The organism is Alteromonas australica, from assembly GCF_000730385.1.
Taxonomy (GTDB): Bacteria; Pseudomonadota; Gammaproteobacteria; order Enterobacterales; family Alteromonadaceae; genus Alteromonas; species Alteromonas australica.
This window is the reverse complement of the sequence record NZ_CP008849.1, coordinates 3998025-4018840: the sequence shown is the minus strand read 5'-3', so window position 1 is coordinate 4018840 and position 20816 is coordinate 3998025. Positions and strand designations below refer to the sequence as shown.

The window sequence follows — 20816 nt, the reverse complement described above, 5'->3', positions numbered from 1 at the left end:
GTGCCGCAATAGAAAAGCTTGCATAACAGACTCCTTAAAACGCATAGCCACAACCTAACGCATCTTCGTTGAGCTGAATAAGAAATGGGCCTGTATGTTGTTTTGCAGCAAGCAAGGAAGCCTTCAAATCTTCTAAACTGTTTACTGTTGCAGAGGCGCAACCCATGGCTGCGGCGAGGGCCGCATAATCGGGAGAGGTGATATCTACCCCAGTGCGAGTGACGTTGGCATCGTCCATAAAGCGGCGAATTTCGCCATGGCCGCTGTTGTTCCATACGATATAAATCACTGGCACTTGGGCGTCTACTGCACTGATGATTTCACTTAAACTAAACTGACCGCCACCGTCGCCGGTTAAGCCTATCACTGGCGTTTCAGGGCTAGCTAATGCCGCCCCAATGGCCGCTGGGAAGGCGTAACCTAAGGTGCCATAACCTGTTGTGGAGTGAAAATAGCGGGCGGTATGGTGAGTTTCATAGTAAGCCTGCGCGTAATAAGCCGGCTGCGTAGAGTCACCGACGATAACACAATCTCCTAGGGTGTCGGTGAGGGTAGCGAAAAAGTCAGCATAAGTGGCCTTTTTCATATCAAGGGTTTTATCTTGAATGGCTTTGCAGCGCGCGACGGCGGCATCCATTTTTGATGATTTTTCATCTAAAATTTGCGAGTTAATCGCCGCTAGGGCTAGGCTCGCATCGGCCAACACAGGAACATCCGGACGGTGATTACGAAGCAATTGCCCGTTGTCGATATCTACCCGAATAAGCTTGCCCTGCATTGCAAGATCGCCCAAGAAGAAGAAGTCATAATCGGTTTCAGCCAGTTCGGTTCCTACCGCAATGACCACATCTGCATGCTGCTCAATTTCTTCTCGTATCGCCGGGTGAGAAGGTGTTGATCCAATACACAGCGGGTGGCTGCTGGGGACCACGCCTTTCCCGTTGCAGGTATTGACAATAGGCATGACAAGCTTTTCTGCTAACGCCTGTGCCGGTTTGGAGGCATGGCGGGCACCGCCACCCAAAATCATTAATGGGCGCTCAGCGCTAGCTAATAACGCGGCCGCAGCATCAATACTCTGCGGGTTAGCAGCAGGTGGTGCAGGCATAGGCCAAGGCGTCATGTCGATATGACTCGCATCTTGTGCCAATACATCAATAGGAATTTCAATGTGAACGGGGCCAGGACGCTGGCTGCTAAATACGGCAAATGCTTGTGCCAGAACCTTGGGTAAATTATCCACATTCAACAAGGTATGATTATAGCGAGATACACCTTTTGTTATGGCTAATTGATTGGGGAGTTCGTGTAAACGTCCTTCGCCCATGGCGAGCTGCGCAGTGCGATTAACCGATGAGATTACTAACATGGGAATAGAGTCTTGCATGGCTTGTCCCATAGCGGTAACAATATTGGTCATGCCTGGGCCAGTAATAATATAGCAAACACCAGGCTTGCCTTTAACACGGGCATAGCCATCCGCCATAAAGCCAGCACCTTGCTCATGACGGGGAGTAATATGTTGAATATTTGCGTCTTTGAAACCGCGATAAAGCTCAATAGTATGTACGCCAGGGATGCCAAATACGGTATCAACGCCGTAGGCTTCTAAAAGTGCGGTTAGTGCTTCACCACAGGTTCTTTGTTGCTTCATGTTTTATAACCTTGTCTAACTTGCTGGTTGTGTCTCACCACGGCGCAGTGCTTACACTGCGATGAAAGCGCGCGGTGAGGCATTATTTATTGTTGTATTATTCGCCTCCAGCCATGGCTTGTTGCCATAGCGTTTGGGCCGTTTCTCTTAACAGGAGAGCTTCTTCCCATCGATCGCTTAATTCTTCACCCTTGCTGTCAGTCATTGCGTAAACAGGCGGGCCTAATTCGCATAAAAATACGCAGGCATCGTCGCTGTCTTTTCCATGACGTACCAGCCAATTCTGAAACCCTTCTAGCCACCATTGTTTAAATAATTCAAACCAGGGTTTGTGTTGTTCAAACAAGATGGGTACTTGCACTTGTTCGCGGGTTGCAACACGGCCATGGAAAGCTTCAGCACGGGTAAGAAACTCTGAAATACGCTGGTTAGCAAGCTCGTGCAGTGGTAAGTAATATTCCTGATTCACTAGGGTGTGAGATAAATCGGCCACCATGAGAAGATCAGGTACCTTTTCCATTAATTGCAACGTAAACAGTAAGTCATTTGTCATGCAGTTGCGATGTATTTCTGCATAGGTAGGAATGCCTTCTCGTTCACTGATGGCCATCCATTGTTTGGTTTGCGCTGCAACGTCATTGACATCCCACGGCTCTATTTGGCCAATAAGTGCAATAAATCGCGGTTTAATCGGCTGACTGGCCACGAATGCAATGACTTCTTCGTATTGCTCTGTGCTTTTTATAAAGGCGTTGTATACAAGATCGAGATGGTGAGCTTGCAATAGCGGCATAGCGGCTTCAATGGTTTCAAAGCTGTGATAACCAATATCGAAGCTCACACCCACAAAACCCGCTTGGGCAATTTTTGTGATTTTTTCTTCTAGACTTAATTCAAATCCATCAGGACGGCGGTATTCCATTGCCCACATTGATTGAAAAACATCGAGTCTACTCATGATTATTCCTTGCTGTAGTTGGCAAAATGCCATGGCTGGCAAACGCAGCTTTTAACGGCGCTAAATGGGCATCGTATTGACGCCATAAATCTACCGATCTTTGATAAATAGGTTCTCGTACCTGGCTGGCACTGGCCGTGTGGCTAGCGCTGCTATTACGATGAAAGTGAAGGCAGTCGTCATGCCAATTAAGCTGACAAAACTGTAAAAGTTGTTCGGTTTCAACACGCTGGTTTGCCACCAATTTTTCATATTCCACGGTGTGGATTTGCGTGGGGAAACGGGCTTTCCAATGTTGCATAAGCGCTTCATATGCGGCAATGAAGTGGGCGGTATCCGCAAGGTCGTATGAATATTCGTAGCCACGGTCAAACAGCATTTTGAAATTACTGATTGCGGCATCAAAAGGGTCACGTTTTACATGAACAATTTTCGCGTGTGGCATAGCGTGAAGAATGAAGCCACAATACAAAAAGTTAAACGGCAGCTTGTCGATAAATCGAGGCGCGCCTTCTACGTAGTTGTTCGCAAGCTGTAAATAGCGACTAGATAGCTTTGCCATGCCAGCGTCGTTTAACGCGTTGATCAATGTGCTGTCTAGCCCGTCTAGTCCAGCCGCCAGCGACTTTCCACCTGCTTCCAGCAATGCCATGGGAAACGCATTGAGTTCGCCGCCGCTGACCATGTCGGGATGAGAACTTAAAATACGTTCTACCAGTGTGGTACCTGTGCGGGGTAAACCCACAACGAAGATGGGAGACTGTGCAAGAGTATTGGCCGCGTTAGCAGGCGCAGGTAGGCTATCGCAAGCTTTAACTACGGATTGCATAAGGGCGATATCACGCTCAAGGGAATAGCCCCGTTGCGTGCGTTTTCGACTTGCCCCATTTTGATAACTGGCGAAGGCATCATCAAATTGCCCCGCATCTTCATACGCTTTGCCCTTGGCATAATTCAACATGATGTGACCATGATGATGGTGTGCCAATTTCTTCTCGCAGTTGTCTATGAGGGCGACTAACTGACTATCGCTGGGCACCACCCGCAATTGCGACAAGTTATAGCAGGCTTGGTAATTGGCTGGGTCACGTTCCAGTACTTCTAGGTACAATTGTTGCGCGTCGTCTAACTGGCCTTTAAATCGTAACAGTGCCGCTAAGTGGTTGCGAGTACTCACACTATCAGGCGCAAGGCTAAGAGCACGTTGATGCGCTCGCATAGCACCGTCAACGTCGTTGGTCATGTAATACAGCTCGCCCAGTTTATTCCATGCGCTTTCACATGCGGTGGTCGCCATGTTTTTTTCAACTTGCTCCAACACCTTTTTGGCAGCGGAAAAGACGTGAAGGTGGATGTAGCATCCCGCTAAATGGAAGTAATGCCAGCATTGTTGAGGGGCGCAATTAATAGCTTTTAACGCCATATTAATGGCGCTTTTGTTTTGCCCCAACCGCAGACTAATGTCTGACAAAGCCACCCATAAATCGCCATTTTCAGGATAAGCCTTAAGCGCAAGCGTGCAATAATGGGAGGCTTTAGCAAGGTTATTTTCCACCATTGCCTGTTTTACGTCTTTTAGATACTGGGAGGCGGTTTGCATACGTATTGGCGTCTCATGTGTTTTCCCTTCGGCCGAAGCCGAAGGGGACGGTTGGCTAAAATGCATAGCTAAACGAAACACCTACTGTACGGGGTCTAACACGGTAGCGTTGGTCGCCTAATTGGGCAATGTCATACTGTTCACCCGCTTTAGACTCGCCAGCAGCTTCATTGATAATGTACTTTCCGTCACCATCAGAAGCGGTTGCATCGTCAGCGTTAAAGAGGTTTTCAGCATAAAGGGAAACCGACCAGGCGTCTTGCTTATAACGAATATTTGCATTCCAAAGGGTAGATGAAGAAATTTCATCAAAGCCTGTTTCATAAAATAATGATGGGTCATCAAAGCCTGTGTTAAACCCACCTTTATAAGACACGCCTAACTGGGCCGATAGCATGCCTGCGCCAAACTCTTGAGAGTAAATTAATGAACTCACTAACGTTTGCTCTGGAATACCAGGCAATGACTCACCTTCCGCACCGGCGAATGAACCGTCAGGGGCAATGAAATCTTCGGTTAACTCGGCGCTGGTGTAGGTATAACCTACATTCAGTTTAAGGGTGTCGGTTAAGGTAGCGTTAACTTCAACTTCTATCCCTTTTGATTCCGCTTCTTGGGCGTTAATCATGGCAGGAAAGCCGCCCGCTGGGGATTGCACCAGCAAAATTGGGTCTTCCCAGTCGATATAGAATGCCGTTGCGCTGTAGTAAACGGCACTATCGAGCAGGTTGCCTTTTATGCCCATTTCATAGTTTGTGGTTTTATCTGGCTCGAAAAATAAATATTCTTCACTTTCTGCGAATATGCCTGTGGTGGGGAGGCCATTGGCACCACCATGGCGGAAGCCTTGTGAAATATTCACGTAGAACTTAGTGTCTAGGTCAAAATCGTAGGCAAGGTTAAAGCGGTAAAGTAAATCGTCGAAGTCTTTTTCGTCTTCACCTGCGGCGTAGCCCCGAGGGTCAACCCCAGCATTTTCAGTATCGCCACAGGTGAAGAAACCTAAGGTGGTATACCAAAATTCTTCACACGCAGGCAGAAGGACTTCTTGCTTAGCGTAGAAGGTTTGCTCAAAGTAGCGTAAACCTGCAGTGATACTTAAGTTATCTGTAGGGTAGTAAGTCACTTCACCAAAGAGGGCATAATCTTCAAACTCGGTTTGCTGAATATTGGCGTAGCCTATATCAGTATCCAGAGGGTTAGTGATGTTAAAAGCTTCGTCTAAACCATATACAATGTCGTAAGCTTCAGCGTCAAAATCTACAGAGTTATAATACAAGCCAACTAACCAATCGATATTACTGTCGGTAGTACCTGCTAAACGGAATTCTTGCGTGAAGGTATCCGTGGTGTAGGTTTTTTCACCGGCAATGACTTCTGCGGCCGGTGCTGTACCGCCGGTATAGCCGTAATACGCCACGTAATAGGGCCCCCACCATGATGAAAAGCCATAGTTATAGCTTTGGTCGTATAAGCTTTCGGCATCGTTATTGGTAATTGATGTCGCAGAGGTTAAATCAGCAAAGCCTAAATCGTGATCAATGACTAACGAGGTAATGCTAGTTTCACGCTCAAACTGTTCAATAAGTTTTGCCGCGGTTTGGTAGCCTTCTAATCCTTCAGAGGTGGCGGCAGATCCTTGTACATCATCTTTTTGATAATTATAAGTCAGTAAGACATCGGTGCTCTGTGTGGGTAACCAACGCGCTGAAAGGCGTGCCATGGAAACTTTTTCGTCATTAATATCTTTTGCGCTTGTGTATTCGCCAGTGGGTTGGTTGTCGGCGTCTAAAACAGCAATGTAGTCGCTGTCGATATACCCTGCATTTTCTAGTTGAGTAACCACACCACGCAGTGCAAACGTGTCACTGATAGGAAGGTTTAATGTCAGCTCCATATCGTGGTTTAAATCACCCGCATGGTCGGTGCTAGACACCTCCGCCTTCACGTTACCCGAAAATTCCTCAAACTCAGGTTTATTGGGAATGTATCGCATGGTGCCACCGAGTGACCCTGAGCCGTATAACGTTGATTGAGGGCCCTTAAGTACCTCTACGCGATTCATATCACGTAGCTCAAGATTGGCGAAAAGTGGCGTTTCACCCAAGTACACAGAGACCACTGGGTCAGTGGTCATAGCGAAATCTTCTTGTGCGCCGCCGGTTAGGTTAAGCCCACGCATAATGATACCTGAGGAAATACCATTTTTACCTCGCCCTACATCGCTAAGCACTAACCCTGGAATAGAGCGTGCCAAGGCTGAAAAGTCGGTAACGCCAGACTCTGCTAACGCTTGACCGCCATACGCAGAAATACTGTAAGGGACTTCCTGAATCGACGTTTCGCGACGGGTGGCGGTAACAGAAATGGTTTCAACACTGTTGGCGTTTTTTTCTTCTTGCGCGTCGGGAGAATCTGATTGAGCGATAGCACTCAGTGGTAATCCGATGCACGCACAACATATCGCTGTTCGTAATTTACTGGGTTTAAACATGAAAATACTCCCTCAAGATCTACCTGTTGTAAGAATTGTTCTTATACTTTTGTCGATGTTGCTCCATCTTAGAGACGGTTTTTTTAACCAGCAAACAATGAAAAATCCTAGTGCCATTCCAAAATGTAATAGCTTGTGCGACACTCTGGCATAAGCCAAATCATGACGAGGTCGCCCCGTAAATTCAGGCTTGATAGGGCGCTAAATTGTTGTTTTATTTTTACTTTATAAATAAGGAAAGGTGATGAGAGGCAAACTGCCCAGCATTATTTCATTGCAGTGTTTTGACGCCGTTGCCCATCATTTGAACATGACCTACGCGGGAGAGGCATTACACCTTACGCAAAGTGCCGTCAGCCGCCAGGTGAAAAACCTCGAAAACATGATTGGCCGAAAACTGTTTTACCGGCAAGACAATCAGCTGATTCTTACACCAGTAGGCGAGCAATACGCAGAGGAAGTGCATAAAATTTTGACTAGCCTGAATGCAATAACGCAGAAAATATCTTCAAACACGGAATATAAAAAAGCAGTAAAACTCAAAGTTGTCACAGAGCCTACCTTTGCCATTGCCTGGCTAATGCCAAAATTGAACGAGTTTTATATCAATTACCCTGATATTGAAATTGATTTAGGCACAGACTTTGAGTCGGTTACACGGAATACGCGTCGTTGTGATTTTGCCATTTTATGGGGAGATGGCGGCTGGCCTCATTACTTTGCGGAGCCACTGAGGCCCGAAACCTACCTTGCGGTGTGTACACCCAGATATTTGCGTGGGCGTAAACCCGCCAAAACCATGCGGGATGTGGCTAATTTCGATTTCATCCACCAAAGCAGTGCCATCTCCACCACCGAGCAATGGTTTCTTGAGGCTGGCATGACTGAAAAAGAAATTTCTATGATAGGCGGGCAGCACTTCGACTATTTTATCTATCTGCTGCAAGCGGTAAAAAATAACATTGGTGTCTCTATTTTGCCCGAATACTTAGTAAAAGAAGATATATTAAAAGGCGATCTTCTGGAGGCCTGCGAACAAAGCTTTACGCCACAGCAAAAGTTTTACATTTTGTATGACGAGGAGCGCCAAGAAGACTACGCTATTCGCCAGTTTCGAAAATGGCTATTGAGCCACAAAAATGACATGTAAATCTGGGCTTACCTTAATGAAAAACAACGACACCAACAAATTTGTCGACATTGTAAATGCCATTGGCGAGCCAGAATTTTGCCACTGTTTGCTTGCTTACTTTCAACACTTTATTGAGTTTGATAGTGCTTCCGCCATCCACTATAGAAAAGACCACGTACCAGAATTGCTGTATGCAGATTTAACCCCCTCAGAACAGACAATCTTTCATGCCCGTTTTCTCCATGGCGCGTATGTGGCAAGCCCAGCCTATCAAGCATACATGCAGCATGCAGAAAGCGGCATTTACCCTTGGCATACGTTAATGCCTGAAGGCTTTAAAGATTCTCAAATGTACGAAACCTACTATCGCCCAAGCCGTATTGAAGATTTACTTTATTTGTTTGTGGATTGTGGCGAGTTAGGTTACGTGCAAATGAGTATGGGACGCTATGCGCCAAACCCGGTATTTCAAGAGGCGGATATTGAAGAAGTTAATGCGGTTAGCGATACCATTATTGGACTATTCAAAAAGCATATGGAAATGAGCCAGCTTAAGCATACACAGCAAGCGCAGCCCTTATCGTCGTTGGTGCTAGATAGAGTGAATGCCTTGCTGGATAATTTCGAACCAGAACTGCTGACAAAACGAGAACAGCAAATTGCCAAGCTGGTGATCATGGGGCATTCATCACAATCTGCGGCGGATATTTTATGCATATCTCCTGGCACTGAACGTGTTCACCGCGCGAAATTGTATGCAAAAATGAACCTGCGCTCCAACTCTGAGTTGTTCTCATATTTTTTAGAGAAACTCACACAAGCCGGTGATGAAAATTGAAGAAGTGCGCACTAAAAAAGCCCCTGCTAAGGGGCTTTTGGGGAAGATTTTACGGATTAATTGAGGTATCCGTCGACTTCTTTTTCGGCCTCATCACGGCTTTTGCCGTAGGCTTGTTGAATTTTACCCACTAGCTCTTCACGGCGGCCGTCGATTACATCCATATCATCATCGGTTAACTTCCCCCATTTCTGTTGGATTTTGCCTTTCATTTCTTTCCAATTGCCTTCAATACGATCGTTATTCATAACTTGGCTCCTTTTCCAGTATTGCTGACACACATTGCCAGTTATCCTTAAACCTGCAATGGCTGTTCCAGTATGTATCTTATTGAAATAAGGCGGTAAAAGTTGAATTTTATCAGGTGGGTGAACCATTTGATGCGCATTATTTACAGGGGTTTGAAAGGCCTACATAACAGAAACCTAGCTCGCAACCCCAATTATTACGCTAAAGCAGCAAACGCTTCACTGTCTTGGCGCTTTTCGATTTTATGTTGATCTTCGCTGCGGCCCTTTTTCCAATAGCTGCTGATGTACACTTGTTCATGAGGTAGTTGCTTCTCTTTCGTTAACCACCCTCTGATAGCGCGCATATCAGAAAATTCACAGGCTACCCAGGCCGCAGGGAGTCCCGCTTGCCATTGCACCTTTTGTAAACTTTCATGTAGTGACGTGTGGTTCTCGTCAATCCAAATAATATTAACCCCTTTAGGTTTGTCTAAAGCCATTTTGTCATCAGGGTGGCGGATGGCGATAACGGCGGTACCCGTGACGTGTTCAGGCAGCGCGGCTAAATGATTGGTAATACTCGGCAATGCAGTGAGATCCCCGGCGAATAAAACCCAGTCATATTGTTCTGCGAGACCTTTACTGCTGCCAGGCCCGGCTAGCATAATACTGTCACCTTCTTTTGCGTTCATTGCCCATGCCGAAGCGGGGCCGGTTACTCCAGATTCGCTGTGTAAAACGAAGTCTAGAGTGATGCGCGCTTTCTCGTTGTCAAAATGTCGAACTGTATAGGTTCGCATGGCCATTGGGGAATCTTGTTGAATAGCAGTGACAGGGTTACCCTGAGTATCAAAAAGAAGTTTTACATAGGCGCCCGCTTTTGTTGCAGGGAAAGTTTGCAATGCTTGGCCACCCAATACAATGCGCTGAATGCTGGGTGTAAGACGCTCAGATTTAATGACAGTGGCTTGACGGGGGATAGGTTTAGACATACTTGACTCCTCTTGATGACAGGAGATTATTTTATATTGATAATAGTTCTCATTTCTATTTGTAAGTTTAGGATTAAAGTCGCGAAACAATTCTGCTTTTTAGAAAATAAAAAAAGGGGCTAAATAAGCCCCTTAAAAAAACTACAACATAACTTGGAAAACACATTTACACACTACAAAGCCACACACATAAATGACCTTATATGTAGTGTAAGACGGTGTTTAAATAAGAAAGTTCAACAATAGCGAAAATAATTTAGTTTTTTTTGAATGAGTGTTCTTATTTGGCAGTAAGTGTTTGAATTTCTGTACGTTAATCTATGGGTTATTTGTTTCTTAGCAAAAAGTAACTGACCAGTATTAAAAAGCCAGCGAGCAGTACACTGGCCGCTAAGAAGGGGTAGTGAATGTTTTTTTGGTAAAGCATGGCCGCGACGGGCGGGCCCATAATGTAACCCATAGCGGGTGTCGCCGTAATATATCCTGTCACTTGGGCTTGATTACCCGGTTTGCAGTATTGGGTGGCCGCCGCTGCAAGAGACGGATAGCCTAGTCCCATGCCAGCACCCATCAAGAGCATGGCTGCGTAAAGTAACATCATATGTTGATGAACATACATAACAAAATAGGCAAGGGTCAAACATAGAAGGGCGAGCGGTATCATTCCATCGGCGGATATTCGGTGTTTTTGCACGATAAGGAGTTGAATCGCTAAGGCGGTGGAGGCACTTAACATCATAGCAATGCCTACCTGCTGCGCGGATTGCACTGGGGTAAGGTGATAGTGATCGATAAAAAAGAACCCAAGGGTTTGTTGCATCATCGCCATAGCACAAAATAAGCTGGCGCAAGTAAGCACTAATACCAGTGTTATCCCTTTATTGGTTTTAGCGGCAGCGGATGCATTACCCTTGTTAGCCGTTGTTACGCTAGGATGGTTAATATTCGGCAGCTTCCACCACACTAAAAACAGTGCGATTAAGGTGAAAATGACCACGCAATAAAGCGGGAATACCAAGCTAAAAGATACCAGCACACCCGCAAAAACAGGCCCTACCAATTGACCTACGTTATTGGCTGAGGTTACGCGGCTAATAGCACCTACCCGTTTTGCGTTGGCACTGATTGCAATGGCATAGCCCACAGCAGAAGGTGGCGAAGCAGACATAATAGTAGATTGTAAGCTGCGGCTCACCAATAAGGCTATAAACAAAACCGACCCTGATAGTACACCAGAAAACCCCAAAGACCACATGCCTGCGAACGCTAAGGTACCGGCGCTGTAGCCTGCCAAGCCCACCATCAGTATGCGTCTGTAACCTCGCTTTTTTGCAACTCGGCTCCAAAAGCTTGTACCGAAGGCAAAAATAAGCGCAGAGCTAGACATAATAGTGGCAATATGAAATTCACTTAACCCCGCTTCCCTGCCGAGGGAGGGTAAGGTGGTGAGCATAACGCTTTGACCTATCGCGGTGGCCAGTAGGGCGCAAAATAGAATATTAAGCGAGGCGCTTGTAGAGGTCTGGGCTGTCATGAAAGAAAAGACGTAGTGGCTGAACCTTAATAATGCTAGGCATAGTAACATATTGGAATATAAAAAAATGCCCGCCAGAGGCGGGCCAAAATCAGAGGTATGTAAAGGCCGGGATGGGCCTTTGAGGGGAGAGGCTTGTTGTCGGGTGACAACGCACACAAATTATCGAAGATAGTTTGTGTGCCCTCAGGTTGGTTTCGCTAAGTAGCTCAATAGGTCTACTCAACGCTACCAAAATAGGTCACAGTCCTTTGCTGCACATGGACATCATGTCAACGCTAGTGATACAGGTAGTCAGACTAAACAGTGGCTCCATCACCGTATTCATCAACGCTTCCTCGCAGACATTTGTTATCTCACTCGTGAAATAACCTGTCTTCATCTAGCGGTAAAACGGCTAATCACCATTGCGAAAACCTTTCCATCTATGCACTGGCCTTTCCTGGCGAGTACGTTCTAACATCCGATGTTAGCCATGTATGTTTTCCTAACTATCCTTTTGAACATCCATATTGGTGTTCGCGCAAAAGCTGATTAACTAACAATAAAGTGGTTGCCATGAGCCAGTCATCCCTGCTTCCTTGGCTGACGTAATCCATAACATCCAATGTTATCAGCCGATCTCAATGCCTAACCCGTTACCTGTGATTACTCTTGTAATCAAAAGCCATCCTAGCTTCACGATAACGCTTCACTGTTATCCGTTAGTCTAATATATGCTTTAACCATGCCAAGTAATTATTTTTAGGTTAAAATTATTTAACCTTATGTTTTTAAATGATTTTCCGTGGTGAGTTTTGAGGTGAAAATACATCGAGGTATTTCAGGCCAGTGTAGGCGAGAATTATTTACTCACTATCTGTACCTTCTTACAGACAGGCACAAAAATTCATCGATGCCTGGCCAGAAATATCCCTTTTAGGTATGTTTTTGGCGAGCGAAAATGGCGACGGTTCCCGAATAGATATCCATAAGAATGTGTGCAACGATCACGATGAGAATACTTTCAGTGTATATATAGAGCCCACACAATAGCGCGCCCACCACCGCTGATTTAATCACATGCTGCCAGCCTAAATACAAATGCCATATGCCGAAAAGTAGGCTACTGACCACTAATGCAACCGCCCAATGTGAGTGAACGTCTATAAAGTTAAACACATACCACCTGAAAATGAGCTCTTCGCATAGGCCCGCCGACACAGACACCAGGGCAGTAAAAAGCATGTATTCTTTCCATGAGGAAGGCAAAATGTCATTGAGTGAATCTCCCCCTTTATTAAAGGCGTCTAAGACCTGCTTCCTTACTTCGGGGTTTTTTCTCATTGAGATGATGACAAACACTAAGTAGGCAATAAAAACAACAAATAGCGCAATTGCGCTCCATCCTTTCCAGCTTACAGTGGGAAGTACTTGAGGAGATGCCACGCTTAAGCTTCCTTCGAAAAAACAATACAGTAAAAAACCTGTTACCGCCCACAGCATGGCTGCACTTTTCACATACTCCGCACTTTTACTATTGAACTTGTGTTTCTCTAAAAAGAGGTCAGCAATGGGAAACAAAACGATTAGAAAAAGGAGGGCGAGTTCTAATGTGTGCATAATAAATTTGGCTCATGATTTGGCTATACGCCAATTTAATTTAGGGAAATGAGATAAACGTATACATAGGGCAGTAAGGCGAGTATTGAGAAGATAATAACCCCCTTATACCATGCTTTTGCTTCTCGTTCTGTTTGTTCATATTGGTACTGAGGCGTGAAGTCTAGCCCTTCATCGCGATGCTTTTTCGCACTTATCTTATCTAGCTCTTTCGCTGAATGATGAATGTCAGCACGAAACTTTGGGTAACTAAAATAATGCCGGTGGGCATGATAGGACCAGGCTAAGGTATAGATGAAACAGAGTGTGGAGACAATGTTGGGGTGCGCAAAGGCAACTTGATTGAAGGCGATTAGAAACACATTGATACAGCACAAGCCGTCTAGAATGTCTCCGGCGACGGTATAGGCTCGAGGAAGCTTATCTTTGTCGAAAATGGCATAGCAAGTACCGCCTATAACGAAGACGCAGTATATATAAGCCCAAATAGGCACGTATCTCTCCTTGATAACTAATGTGCTAGTCAGCACGGCGCAATTTGTTTCATTTTTATCGCCTAGTGGCTCTTAAGCTAACAGTCATTGGTGTTTAAATAAAGCATTAAACGCCCCCTTCTTTGGTCAACTCACCCATTCATAGATGGCCCCTATTTTATTAGTGCAACTCTGTGGAGTTGAAATATTAGAAGGTTATTATATAATGAGTTTCTAATATTTGTTTGGGATGGTGTTAATGGCCTCTTTTTTTATCAAAGTAAGCTCGACTCATGGTAAGTGGGTATACGGTATTTTGGCTGTCTTAACGCTTATTGCGGCATGGCAAATCAGGCTGATTCAAATAGACACCGACCCAGAAAATATGCTGCCTGAAGAACATCCACAACGTGTAATACACAACGAGGTTAAGCAAACCTTTTCGATGTACGACGCTATTGTTGTGGGGGTGGTGGCTACCCAGTCCCACGATAATGCAGGACGAGGGAATGCCGGACGAGAGAATGGTGTTATCTATTCCCCCGAACTCCTAAAGAACATTCACGCGTTAACCGAATATATTCTTCAATTAGACGGGGTTGTGACGCAAGACGTGATGGCACTGTCTACGGTGGATAATATTCGTCAAGGCAGCGATGGGACCCTTAATTTTTCGTGGCTTATGCCTACTGCGCCAAAGGACACTGTGCAAGCGCTTGAAGTGAAACACGCTGTAGAGCGTTTGCCCATGTTATACAACACGCTGGTTTCCGAAACGGGAAAAGCGGCGGCGATTTATGTGCCAATAGTGGACAAAAATCAAAGCTACGCTATCGGCCAAGCAATACGCCAGTTTATTGCCAAGCTGCCCGAAACTCAGTCGGTCAACGGGGATTGGCACATCACAGGTTTGCCTATAGCTGAAGATCAGTTTGGTAAAGAAATGTTTGTGCAAATGGGTATTGCCGCCCCCGCCGCAGGCTTAATGATATTTCTATTGCTGTTTGTATTTTTCCGCAATATTCCATTGATTGTGGCGCCTATGGTCGTGGCAATGGCAACGGTTATCATCACCATGGGAAGTTTAATTGGCATGGGGTTTACCGTGCATATTATGTCTTCCATGATCGCCATTTTCCTCATGCCGATTGCGGTGGTAGATGCCGTTCACATTTTGTCAGAATTTTCTGATAGATATAAACCGGGTGAAAGTGCAGCATCAGTGATTCAAACTGTTGTCGGGCATTTGTATAAGCCAATGTTATTTACGTCGCTAACCTCCTCGGCAGGCTTTTTTTCATTAATGCTGACACCCATTCCCCCGGTGCAGATTTTTGGTGCCTATATTGGTATGGGAATATTGTTAGCGTTTATTGTTACCCTAACCTTTATTCCCGCTTATATATCCCGTATGTCGCCGAAAGCCCTGGTAAAATTGCAACAAGCAATGCATACGTCACATAGTCAAAACCGTACATTACTCCAAAAAATGACAGAGGCTTTACGGGTTATCTCCTTACGCTACAAAGGTGGGTTGTTGGTAGCGTTTGCGTTGGTGTGTGGCGTGTCGGTGTGGGGCATTTCCCAGATACAAATTAATGATAATCCCGTGAGATGGTTTAAGGCTGATCATGAAATACGGGTTGCTGATACTGCCTTGAATAAGGAATTCGCGGGCACGTACAATGCGTATATTGTGCTGAAAAATAGCGCAAATGCGATAGATGCAAAAGCCCTGCTCAATCAATTCCCTCTTCCTGATGAGTTGGCGGCGTGGTCAAAAGGTGCGTTGTCTGAACTGGCCGTTGCCCACAGCGATAATAAGTTGACTGTGTTGGCTATGGCGATTGATGACGCCTTGTTTGAGGGGTATTCCGATGCAGCCATAGCGGTGCTTGAAGGTTTAGCCGAAAAAGTGGATGCCGCAAGGGTCCAGGGCAACGTATTTCAGCAGCCTGAATACTTGGCGGTGGTGTCTCAATTGCAGGCGTTTCTGACTGAACACCCTCTGGTAGGGAAAAGCCAGTCACTTGCTGATATCGTAAAAGTGGTTAACCGAGAGCTATTATCTGGCGACCCACTAGATTATCGCTTGCCGCATTCTCAGCAAGCGGTAGCACAGCACATTCTGCAGTACCAATCGTCTCATCGCCCGCAAGATTTATGGCATTTTGTAACCCCAGATTATCAGCAAACACTTATTTGGCTGCAGCTTACCAGTGGTGACAACCAAGATATGACGCAGGTAATCAACGCCGTCAATGGTTACTTCGAAGGCAATCCACTGCCAGAGGGCATTACCCACCAGTGGGCAGGTAAGGCATACCTGAATGTAGTCTGGCAAGACAATATGGTTGCAGGCATGCTCGATAGTTTGTTGAGTGCTTTTTTGATTGTATTTGTGATGATGGTGCTGCTATTCCGTTCTTTCGTTTTTGGTATTCTCGCCATGTTGCCACTGACCATCACTATCACGTTTATATACGGCGCTATTGGTTTGGTGGGTAAAGATTATGACATGCCAATCGCCGTGCTGTCGGCGCTTACGTTGGGGTTGTCTGTAGACTTCGCCATTCATTTCCTGGCTCGGGCCCGTGAAATCTATCGACAAACTGGTGATGTGAATTTCACGCTAAACGCTATGTTTGACGAGCCCGCGAGCGCCATTAGCCGTAACGCCCTTGTTATCGCTCTGGGTTTTACGCCCCTGCTACTAGCGCCGCTTGTGCCTTATATCACTGTGGGCGTGTTTCTCGCGAGCATCATGGCGATTTCTGCCCTAGTCACTTTGCTTGTTTTGCCTGCTGCTATGTTTTTACTTAAACCTTGGGTGTTCCCAAAGGAGTAATAAGATGAAAATGATTAAACTACTTTGTGTGTCTTTGGCATTGGCGGTTACATTGGTTGGTGTGGCTAAAGCCGACGCGGACCCCGATGTAAAAAGCCTTGTCGCAATGTCTGAAAAGGCGGCTTACTATGCTGGTGATGATGGCCGATCAATGGCGCGAATGATCATTGTCGATAGCCAAGGCCGAAAACAAATGCGCCAATTTACTTTGTTACGTAAAGACGTACTTGATGAGTCGGGTGTTGAAACCGGCGATCAACGTATGTTGGTTTTTTTCCAACGTCCTACCGAAGTTAAAGGCACGGTGTTTCGTGTGGAGAAGCATGCTGCCTTGTCTGAAGACGACGATAGGTGGCTTTATCTTCCCGCGCTTGATTTAGTCAAACGTATTGCCGCTGGTGATAAGCGAACGTCCTTTGTTGGCTCTCACTTTTTTTATGAAGATGTGTCGGGCAGAGCAACGAAAGAGGATAACTTCACATTGCTTCCTGAAACCGACTCCCATTTCGTTTTGAGGGCGACTCCCATCAACCCAGACAGCGTCGAATTTTCTCACTATATTGTAGAGATAGACAAAGCAACCTACCTGCCCACGTTAATTAACTTTTATAAGGGAGAGCAAAATTATCGTAGAGTGGAAGCGGTAAAAATTGACTCAATAGAAGGCAAGCCAACAGTAGTAAGAAGCAAAGTGTCTGACCTTACTTCTGGTGGTTATACCCTAATGGAGTTTCGGGGAGTCGCTTACAATATAGGATTACCTGATTCTATTTTTAGTGAGCGAAGCTTACGTACACCTCCTCACGCGTACTTAAACTAAGGTTAACATGATGAAAAGATCATGTTGGGCATTGGGGCTTATGCCATTGTATATGGCGGTAGTGGGGTTACTGCCATTAGCGGTGCAAGCGCAAACGTCGTCATCAGAAACGGCCATGCAAAATCGAGCCGTGCAGCAAGAAGCCAATACATCTAGCGACAGTAGTGAGTGGGATGAGGTTTTTGACGATGAGTGGGATGTTGCAACAGACACTACCTCTGCGCTCACTATTTCCGGCTTTCTAGAAGCGACTCAAGGTTACCGATGGCAGTCTGATGACGCAGTATCCACACGCCAAACCTTAAGTGACGTTAGAGCACGCATTAACCTAGATTATCTACTTTCTACCTCCGCGCTATCGTTTAAAAGTGATCTTTGGTTTGATGGCGTACAAGATAAATGGCAAGCACAAATACGTGAATTAGCATGGCAGGGTAATTTATCAGGGTTAGGGGAATGGGGTAATGCCTTCGACGTAAAAATCGGCCAACAAGTTCTGACATGGGGCACGGGCGACTATGTATTTTTAAATGACCTTTTTCCCAAAGACTACCCCTCTTTTTTTGCTGGTCGAAGTGACGAATATTTAAAAGCGCCGAGTGCTTCTATTAAGCTTTCGGGGTATTTTTCAGCATTGAATATTGACGTAGTGGTTACGCCGGAGTTTGAGCCGGATATTGCCATTAACGGTGACGTCTTCTCATTTTTTAGTGCGCAAGCAGGTCAAAATATCGCCCCCGGATTTTCCGTTTCAAAAGAGCATACGCCAAATTCGCCAGAATTAGCCGTGAGGTTGCATCGCAACTTCAATAGCACGCAGTGGGCGCTTTACGGATACCGAGGTTACTACAAGCAACCGCTGTCGACGACAGAGCAGGGTGAGCTCCTTTACAGCCGATTAAATGTGGTGGGAGCAAGTGTGGTTATGCCCTTATATAAGGGCATATTCAATGCTGAGTATGCTTATTATCACAGTGTAGACGACAGCCGTGGACGCAACCCTCGAATTCCTAATTCGCAACAGCGTTTTCTGCTTGGCTATAACCAAGAGCTAGCACCAAATCTTAACGGTGGAGCTCAATGGTATAGTGAAGTTACCCAGCGCTACTCACAGTTGATGGACGTCGCTTATTACCCAGAGCATGAACAAGCTCAGGTGCGACATTGGTTGACCGCACGCCTTACATGGTTGGCGTTGCGTCAAACCCTCACGATTAACGGTTTTTTGTTCTATTCACCCACAGATAACGATGGTTATGTAAAAGCCGAATTACGTTATACGCCCACAGACAATTGGCAGTTTCGCGTCGGCATTAATGGTTTTCGCGGCCGCGATGATGACACCTTCTGGGGGCAATTTGAAAATGGCAGTAACGGTTATATGGCGTTACGTTATTTCTATTAACGCGTAAACTTAAAGAGGAAATAGTATGTCTCAAGAAAAAGCGCTTACGGCATTTGCTGGCTTTATGGTGCTGTTGTCAGTGGCGCTAACTTATTGGGTTCATCCAAACTTTGTTTGGTTAACGGTGTTTGTTGGTGCCAATTTATTTCAGCAAAGTTTTACCGGTTTTTGCCCAGCCACGTTATTTTTTAAAAAGGTGTTGGGGCTTAAAAGTGAACGCGAACTCGCCTAATCTTGCATGCCCGGTTATAGCCGGGCATGAAGGCCATTTCGATAGGCATCTATAGCTGGAATGAGGGACGTCAGTAAGCTGGCGACTACCACGCCTGCTAGCAATACAGCGTTGGTGGGGGAGAGCACGTTGGCTGAAATAAATAGCCCATAATGGTTAGCAAGTGTGTCACTAAATAAAGTAAACAAGCCAAATGTCAGTAATAGGGAAGCCAAGCAAGCACTGAGAGTGATGATTAAGGCTTCCACCACAATCAGCATAAGCAATGTTAAGCTGCTTGCCCCTAGTATTCGAAGTACGGCTATTTCTTGCTCTCGTTGTTGCATAGAGGCTAACAACATGGTGGATAACCCAAATAATGAAGAGAGCATCACCAAGCCACTGATGGCCATAAGAATGTTTTCTACACTTGCCATCATCTGCCACAGCTGGGCTAATGCTACCCCAGGCAATATGGCCATGAGTCTGTCGCCTTTGTAGTTATTAAGTTGTCGCTGCAAGGTGAAGGTGGCAAATTTATTGTTAAGCCCCACCAATACCGCGCTTATCTGTTTTGGCTTTAGGTTTAGTTGCGTTTCGCTAGAGGCGCTTAAATATTGCCGCAATGCTTTAGCAGGCATATGCATAGCTTCAATACCTTGCAAGCTTACGTGAACTGTTTTATCCACAGGTGTCCCTGTTGGCGCAAGAATGCCTGTGATAGTAAAGGGGGCATCGTCATGATTTTTAAAGCTAACCGCGCCGACACCATGAGAAATAACAATATCGTCACCTACTTGGTAGCCTAGCTTTTTGGCTACATCGGCACCCATCACCGCCTCTAAAGGCTGGGCAAAAGCGCCCCCCGATGAAAACACTAATGGCTGTTTATTGCCATAATGAAAATGCGTGAAATAGTCGCGACTTGTCCCTAAAACGCGGTAGCCACGATGGGTATCACCTAGCGCAATGGGCACGGCCCACGCAACTTGAGCGTGATTTTGAAGCATGTCATAACTGCTATACGAAATGCTGTTGGTAGGGCTTCCCATTCTGAACACACTGTATAGCAGTAAATTCAACTGCCCGCTTGGCGCGCCTACAATTAAATCTACGCCTGATACTGTGCGGGAAAAGCTTTGTTCCGCTTGACTGCGAATATGCTCAACACTAAGTAGTACGCTAATACTGATCAGCAGCGACAAAAAGGTAAGCAGTACCGACTTTCTTCTGCTTTTTAAGCTACTTAATGCAAACCTAAACAACATGGTTTGGCTCCTTTATCGTCACTAATTCTTGCAACGCCACCTTTTGAGAAAAGTAGCTTGCTAATTGCGGGTCGTGGCTGACAAAAATGACGGTAGTGTTATGTGCCTCACATAAATTCAATAACAACGACATAAAGGCATCTCGCGCGTTGGCATCGAGTGCCGAGGTTGGCTCGTCCACCAATAATAATTCAGGGGCGTTAATTAACGCGCGTGCTATGGCAACGCGCTGTTGCTGGCCAATACTTAAGCTGCTGGCAGGTTGGCTGGCAATGTTATCGGGTAGCTGCAATTTATGCAGTAAGTCGAAGGCGTGCTCATCTACCTGTTTACCTTGCTTGGCGAAATAGGCGGCAAGCCTAATATTGTCTAAAACGCTCAAATGAGCAATTAAATTAAACTGCTGAAAAACAACGCCTATGTGTTGGGCCCGAAGTTTATCTCGTTGGCTGTCGCGACAGGCTGAAAAGGGCTTATCGAGTAAATGAATGGTGCCTTGCTGGGGGACTAAAATTCCTGCTAACAAATTAAGTAAGGTTGTTTTCCCCGCGCCAGAGGGGCCATGAAGAAAGATTCGCTGCCCTTTTTCTATTTGCCATTTGGGCAAAACAAAAGACGGCGCCTGCTTATTATAGGCGTAAGCTAATTGGTCAATGGTAATCACTGGTGTTAGCGATGAAGTAGGTATTTTAGCGGTCAAAATTTTTCAACGACTCGTTATAGTTTGTGTTATGTTATAACATGTTATGGCGATAAG

Annotated in this window: 17 protein-coding genes; 6 read left to right on the top strand and 11 right to left on the bottom strand. The window is 45.7% G+C overall.

Annotated features, from left to right (window positions below; all coding sequences use genetic code 11):
• Nucleotides 1-34 precede the first annotated feature (34 nt).
• The 4 genes from EP13_RS17490 to EP13_RS17475 all read right to left on the bottom strand — a co-directional run bounded on the left by EP13_RS17490 (nt 35) and on the right by EP13_RS17475 (nt 6706).
• Nucleotides 35-1654, bottom strand: coding sequence for a 5-guanidino-2-oxopentanoate decarboxylase (locus EP13_RS17490; RefSeq protein WP_044058400.1), 1620 nt, complete (start codon nt 1652-1654; stop codon nt 35-37).
• A 97-nt stretch (nt 1655-1751) separates the two neighbouring features.
• Nucleotides 1752-2612: a hypothetical protein gene (locus EP13_RS17485; RefSeq protein WP_044058399.1), complete on the bottom strand. Its 861-nt coding sequence runs from the start codon at nt 2610-2612 to the stop codon at nt 1752-1754.
• The gene (locus EP13_RS17480; protein ID WP_044058398.1) at nt 2605-4278 is read right to left on the bottom strand and encodes a tetratricopeptide repeat-containing sulfotransferase family protein; all 1674 of its coding nucleotides are present in this window, start codon (nt 4276-4278) and stop codon (nt 2605-2607) included. Before EP13_RS17480 ends, EP13_RS17485 begins: the two co-directional genes overlap by 8 nt.
• Nucleotides 4268-6706 carry a TonB-dependent receptor gene (locus EP13_RS17475; RefSeq protein WP_044058397.1) on the bottom strand — a complete coding sequence of 813 codons (2439 nt, stop codon included), beginning with the start codon at nt 6704-6706 and terminating at the stop codon, nt 4268-4270. Before EP13_RS17475 ends, EP13_RS17480 begins: the two co-directional genes overlap by 11 nt.
• 244 nt (nt 6707-6950) lie before the next feature.
• Here EP13_RS17475 and EP13_RS18960 point away from each other — a divergent pair, with 244 nt between their 5' ends.
• Complete coding sequence (locus tag EP13_RS18960; protein ID WP_052364469.1) at nt 6951-7856, top strand: LysR substrate-binding domain-containing protein; 906 nt, start codon at nt 6951-6953, stop codon at nt 7854-7856.
• Complete coding sequence (locus EP13_RS17465) at nt 7846-8676, top strand: response regulator transcription factor (RefSeq protein WP_044058396.1); 831 nt, start codon at nt 7846-7848, stop codon at nt 8674-8676. The genes EP13_RS18960 and EP13_RS17465 overlap by 11 nt, the downstream gene beginning before the upstream one ends.
• A 56-nt stretch (nt 8677-8732) precedes the next feature.
• Here EP13_RS17465 and EP13_RS17460 read toward each other — a convergent pair whose 3' ends face one another.
• The 5 genes from EP13_RS17460 to EP13_RS17440 all read right to left on the bottom strand — a co-directional run bounded on the left by EP13_RS17460 (nt 8733) and on the right by EP13_RS17440 (nt 13528).
• Nucleotides 8733-8924 (bottom strand): CsbD family protein, encoded by a 192-nt coding sequence (locus EP13_RS17460; protein ID WP_044058395.1) that lies wholly within the window; start codon nt 8922-8924, stop codon nt 8733-8735.
• A gap of 197 nt (nt 8925-9121) precedes the next feature.
• Nucleotides 9122-9898 carry a siderophore-interacting protein gene (locus tag EP13_RS17455; protein WP_044058394.1) on the bottom strand — a complete coding sequence of 259 codons (777 nt, stop codon included), beginning with the start codon at nt 9896-9898 and terminating at the stop codon, nt 9122-9124.
• A 325-nt stretch (nt 9899-10223) separates the two neighbouring features.
• On the bottom strand, nt 10224-11432 hold the full coding sequence (locus EP13_RS17450) for an MFS transporter (RefSeq protein WP_081869534.1): 1209 nt from the start codon (nt 11430-11432) through the stop codon (nt 10224-10226).
• Between the two features lie 918 nt (nt 11433-12350).
• Nucleotides 12351-13034, bottom strand: coding sequence for a CPBP family intramembrane glutamic endopeptidase (locus tag EP13_RS17445; RefSeq protein WP_044058393.1), 684 nt, complete (start codon nt 13032-13034; stop codon nt 12351-12353).
• A gap of 35 nt (nt 13035-13069) precedes the next feature.
• The gene (locus tag EP13_RS17440) at nt 13070-13528 is read right to left on the bottom strand and encodes a hypothetical protein (RefSeq protein ID WP_044058392.1); all 459 of its coding nucleotides are present in this window, start codon (nt 13526-13528) and stop codon (nt 13070-13072) included.
• A 238-nt stretch (nt 13529-13766) separates the two neighbouring features.
• Here EP13_RS17440 and EP13_RS17435 point away from each other — a divergent pair, with 238 nt between their 5' ends.
• From EP13_RS17435 to EP13_RS17420, 4 genes are read left to right on the top strand one after another with little or no spacing between them, the layout of a single operon-like run.
• Nucleotides 13767-16355, top strand: coding sequence for an efflux RND transporter permease subunit (locus EP13_RS17435; RefSeq protein WP_044059113.1), 2589 nt, complete (start codon nt 13767-13769; stop codon nt 16353-16355).
• A 10-nt stretch (nt 16356-16365) separates the two neighbouring features.
• A complete protein-coding gene (locus EP13_RS17430) occupies nt 16366-17175 on the top strand; it encodes an outer membrane lipoprotein-sorting protein (protein ID WP_044059112.1) in 810 nt (269 codons plus the stop codon).
• Between the two features lie 7 nt (nt 17176-17182).
• Nucleotides 17183-18580: a hypothetical protein gene (locus EP13_RS17425; RefSeq protein WP_156026776.1), complete on the top strand. Its 1398-nt coding sequence runs from the start codon at nt 17183-17185 to the stop codon at nt 18578-18580.
• 25 nt (nt 18581-18605) lie between these two features.
• Entirely contained in the window at nt 18606-18812 is a 207-nt protein-coding gene (locus EP13_RS17420; RefSeq protein WP_044058391.1) for a YgaP family membrane protein, read from the top strand.
• Nucleotides 18813-18826: 14 nt separating this feature from the next.
• On the opposite strand, the gene EP13_RS17415 is transcribed toward EP13_RS17420, so the two are convergent.
• The gene (locus tag EP13_RS17415) at nt 18827-20059 is read right to left on the bottom strand and encodes an ABC transporter permease (RefSeq protein ID WP_044058390.1); all 1233 of its coding nucleotides are present in this window, start codon (nt 20057-20059) and stop codon (nt 18827-18829) included.
• The gene (locus EP13_RS17410) at nt 20049-20759 is read right to left on the bottom strand and encodes an ABC transporter ATP-binding protein (protein ID WP_231497888.1); all 711 of its coding nucleotides are present in this window, start codon (nt 20757-20759) and stop codon (nt 20049-20051) included. The genes EP13_RS17415 and EP13_RS17410 overlap by 11 nt, the downstream gene beginning before the upstream one ends.
• Between the last annotated feature and the right edge of the window lie 57 nt (nt 20760-20816).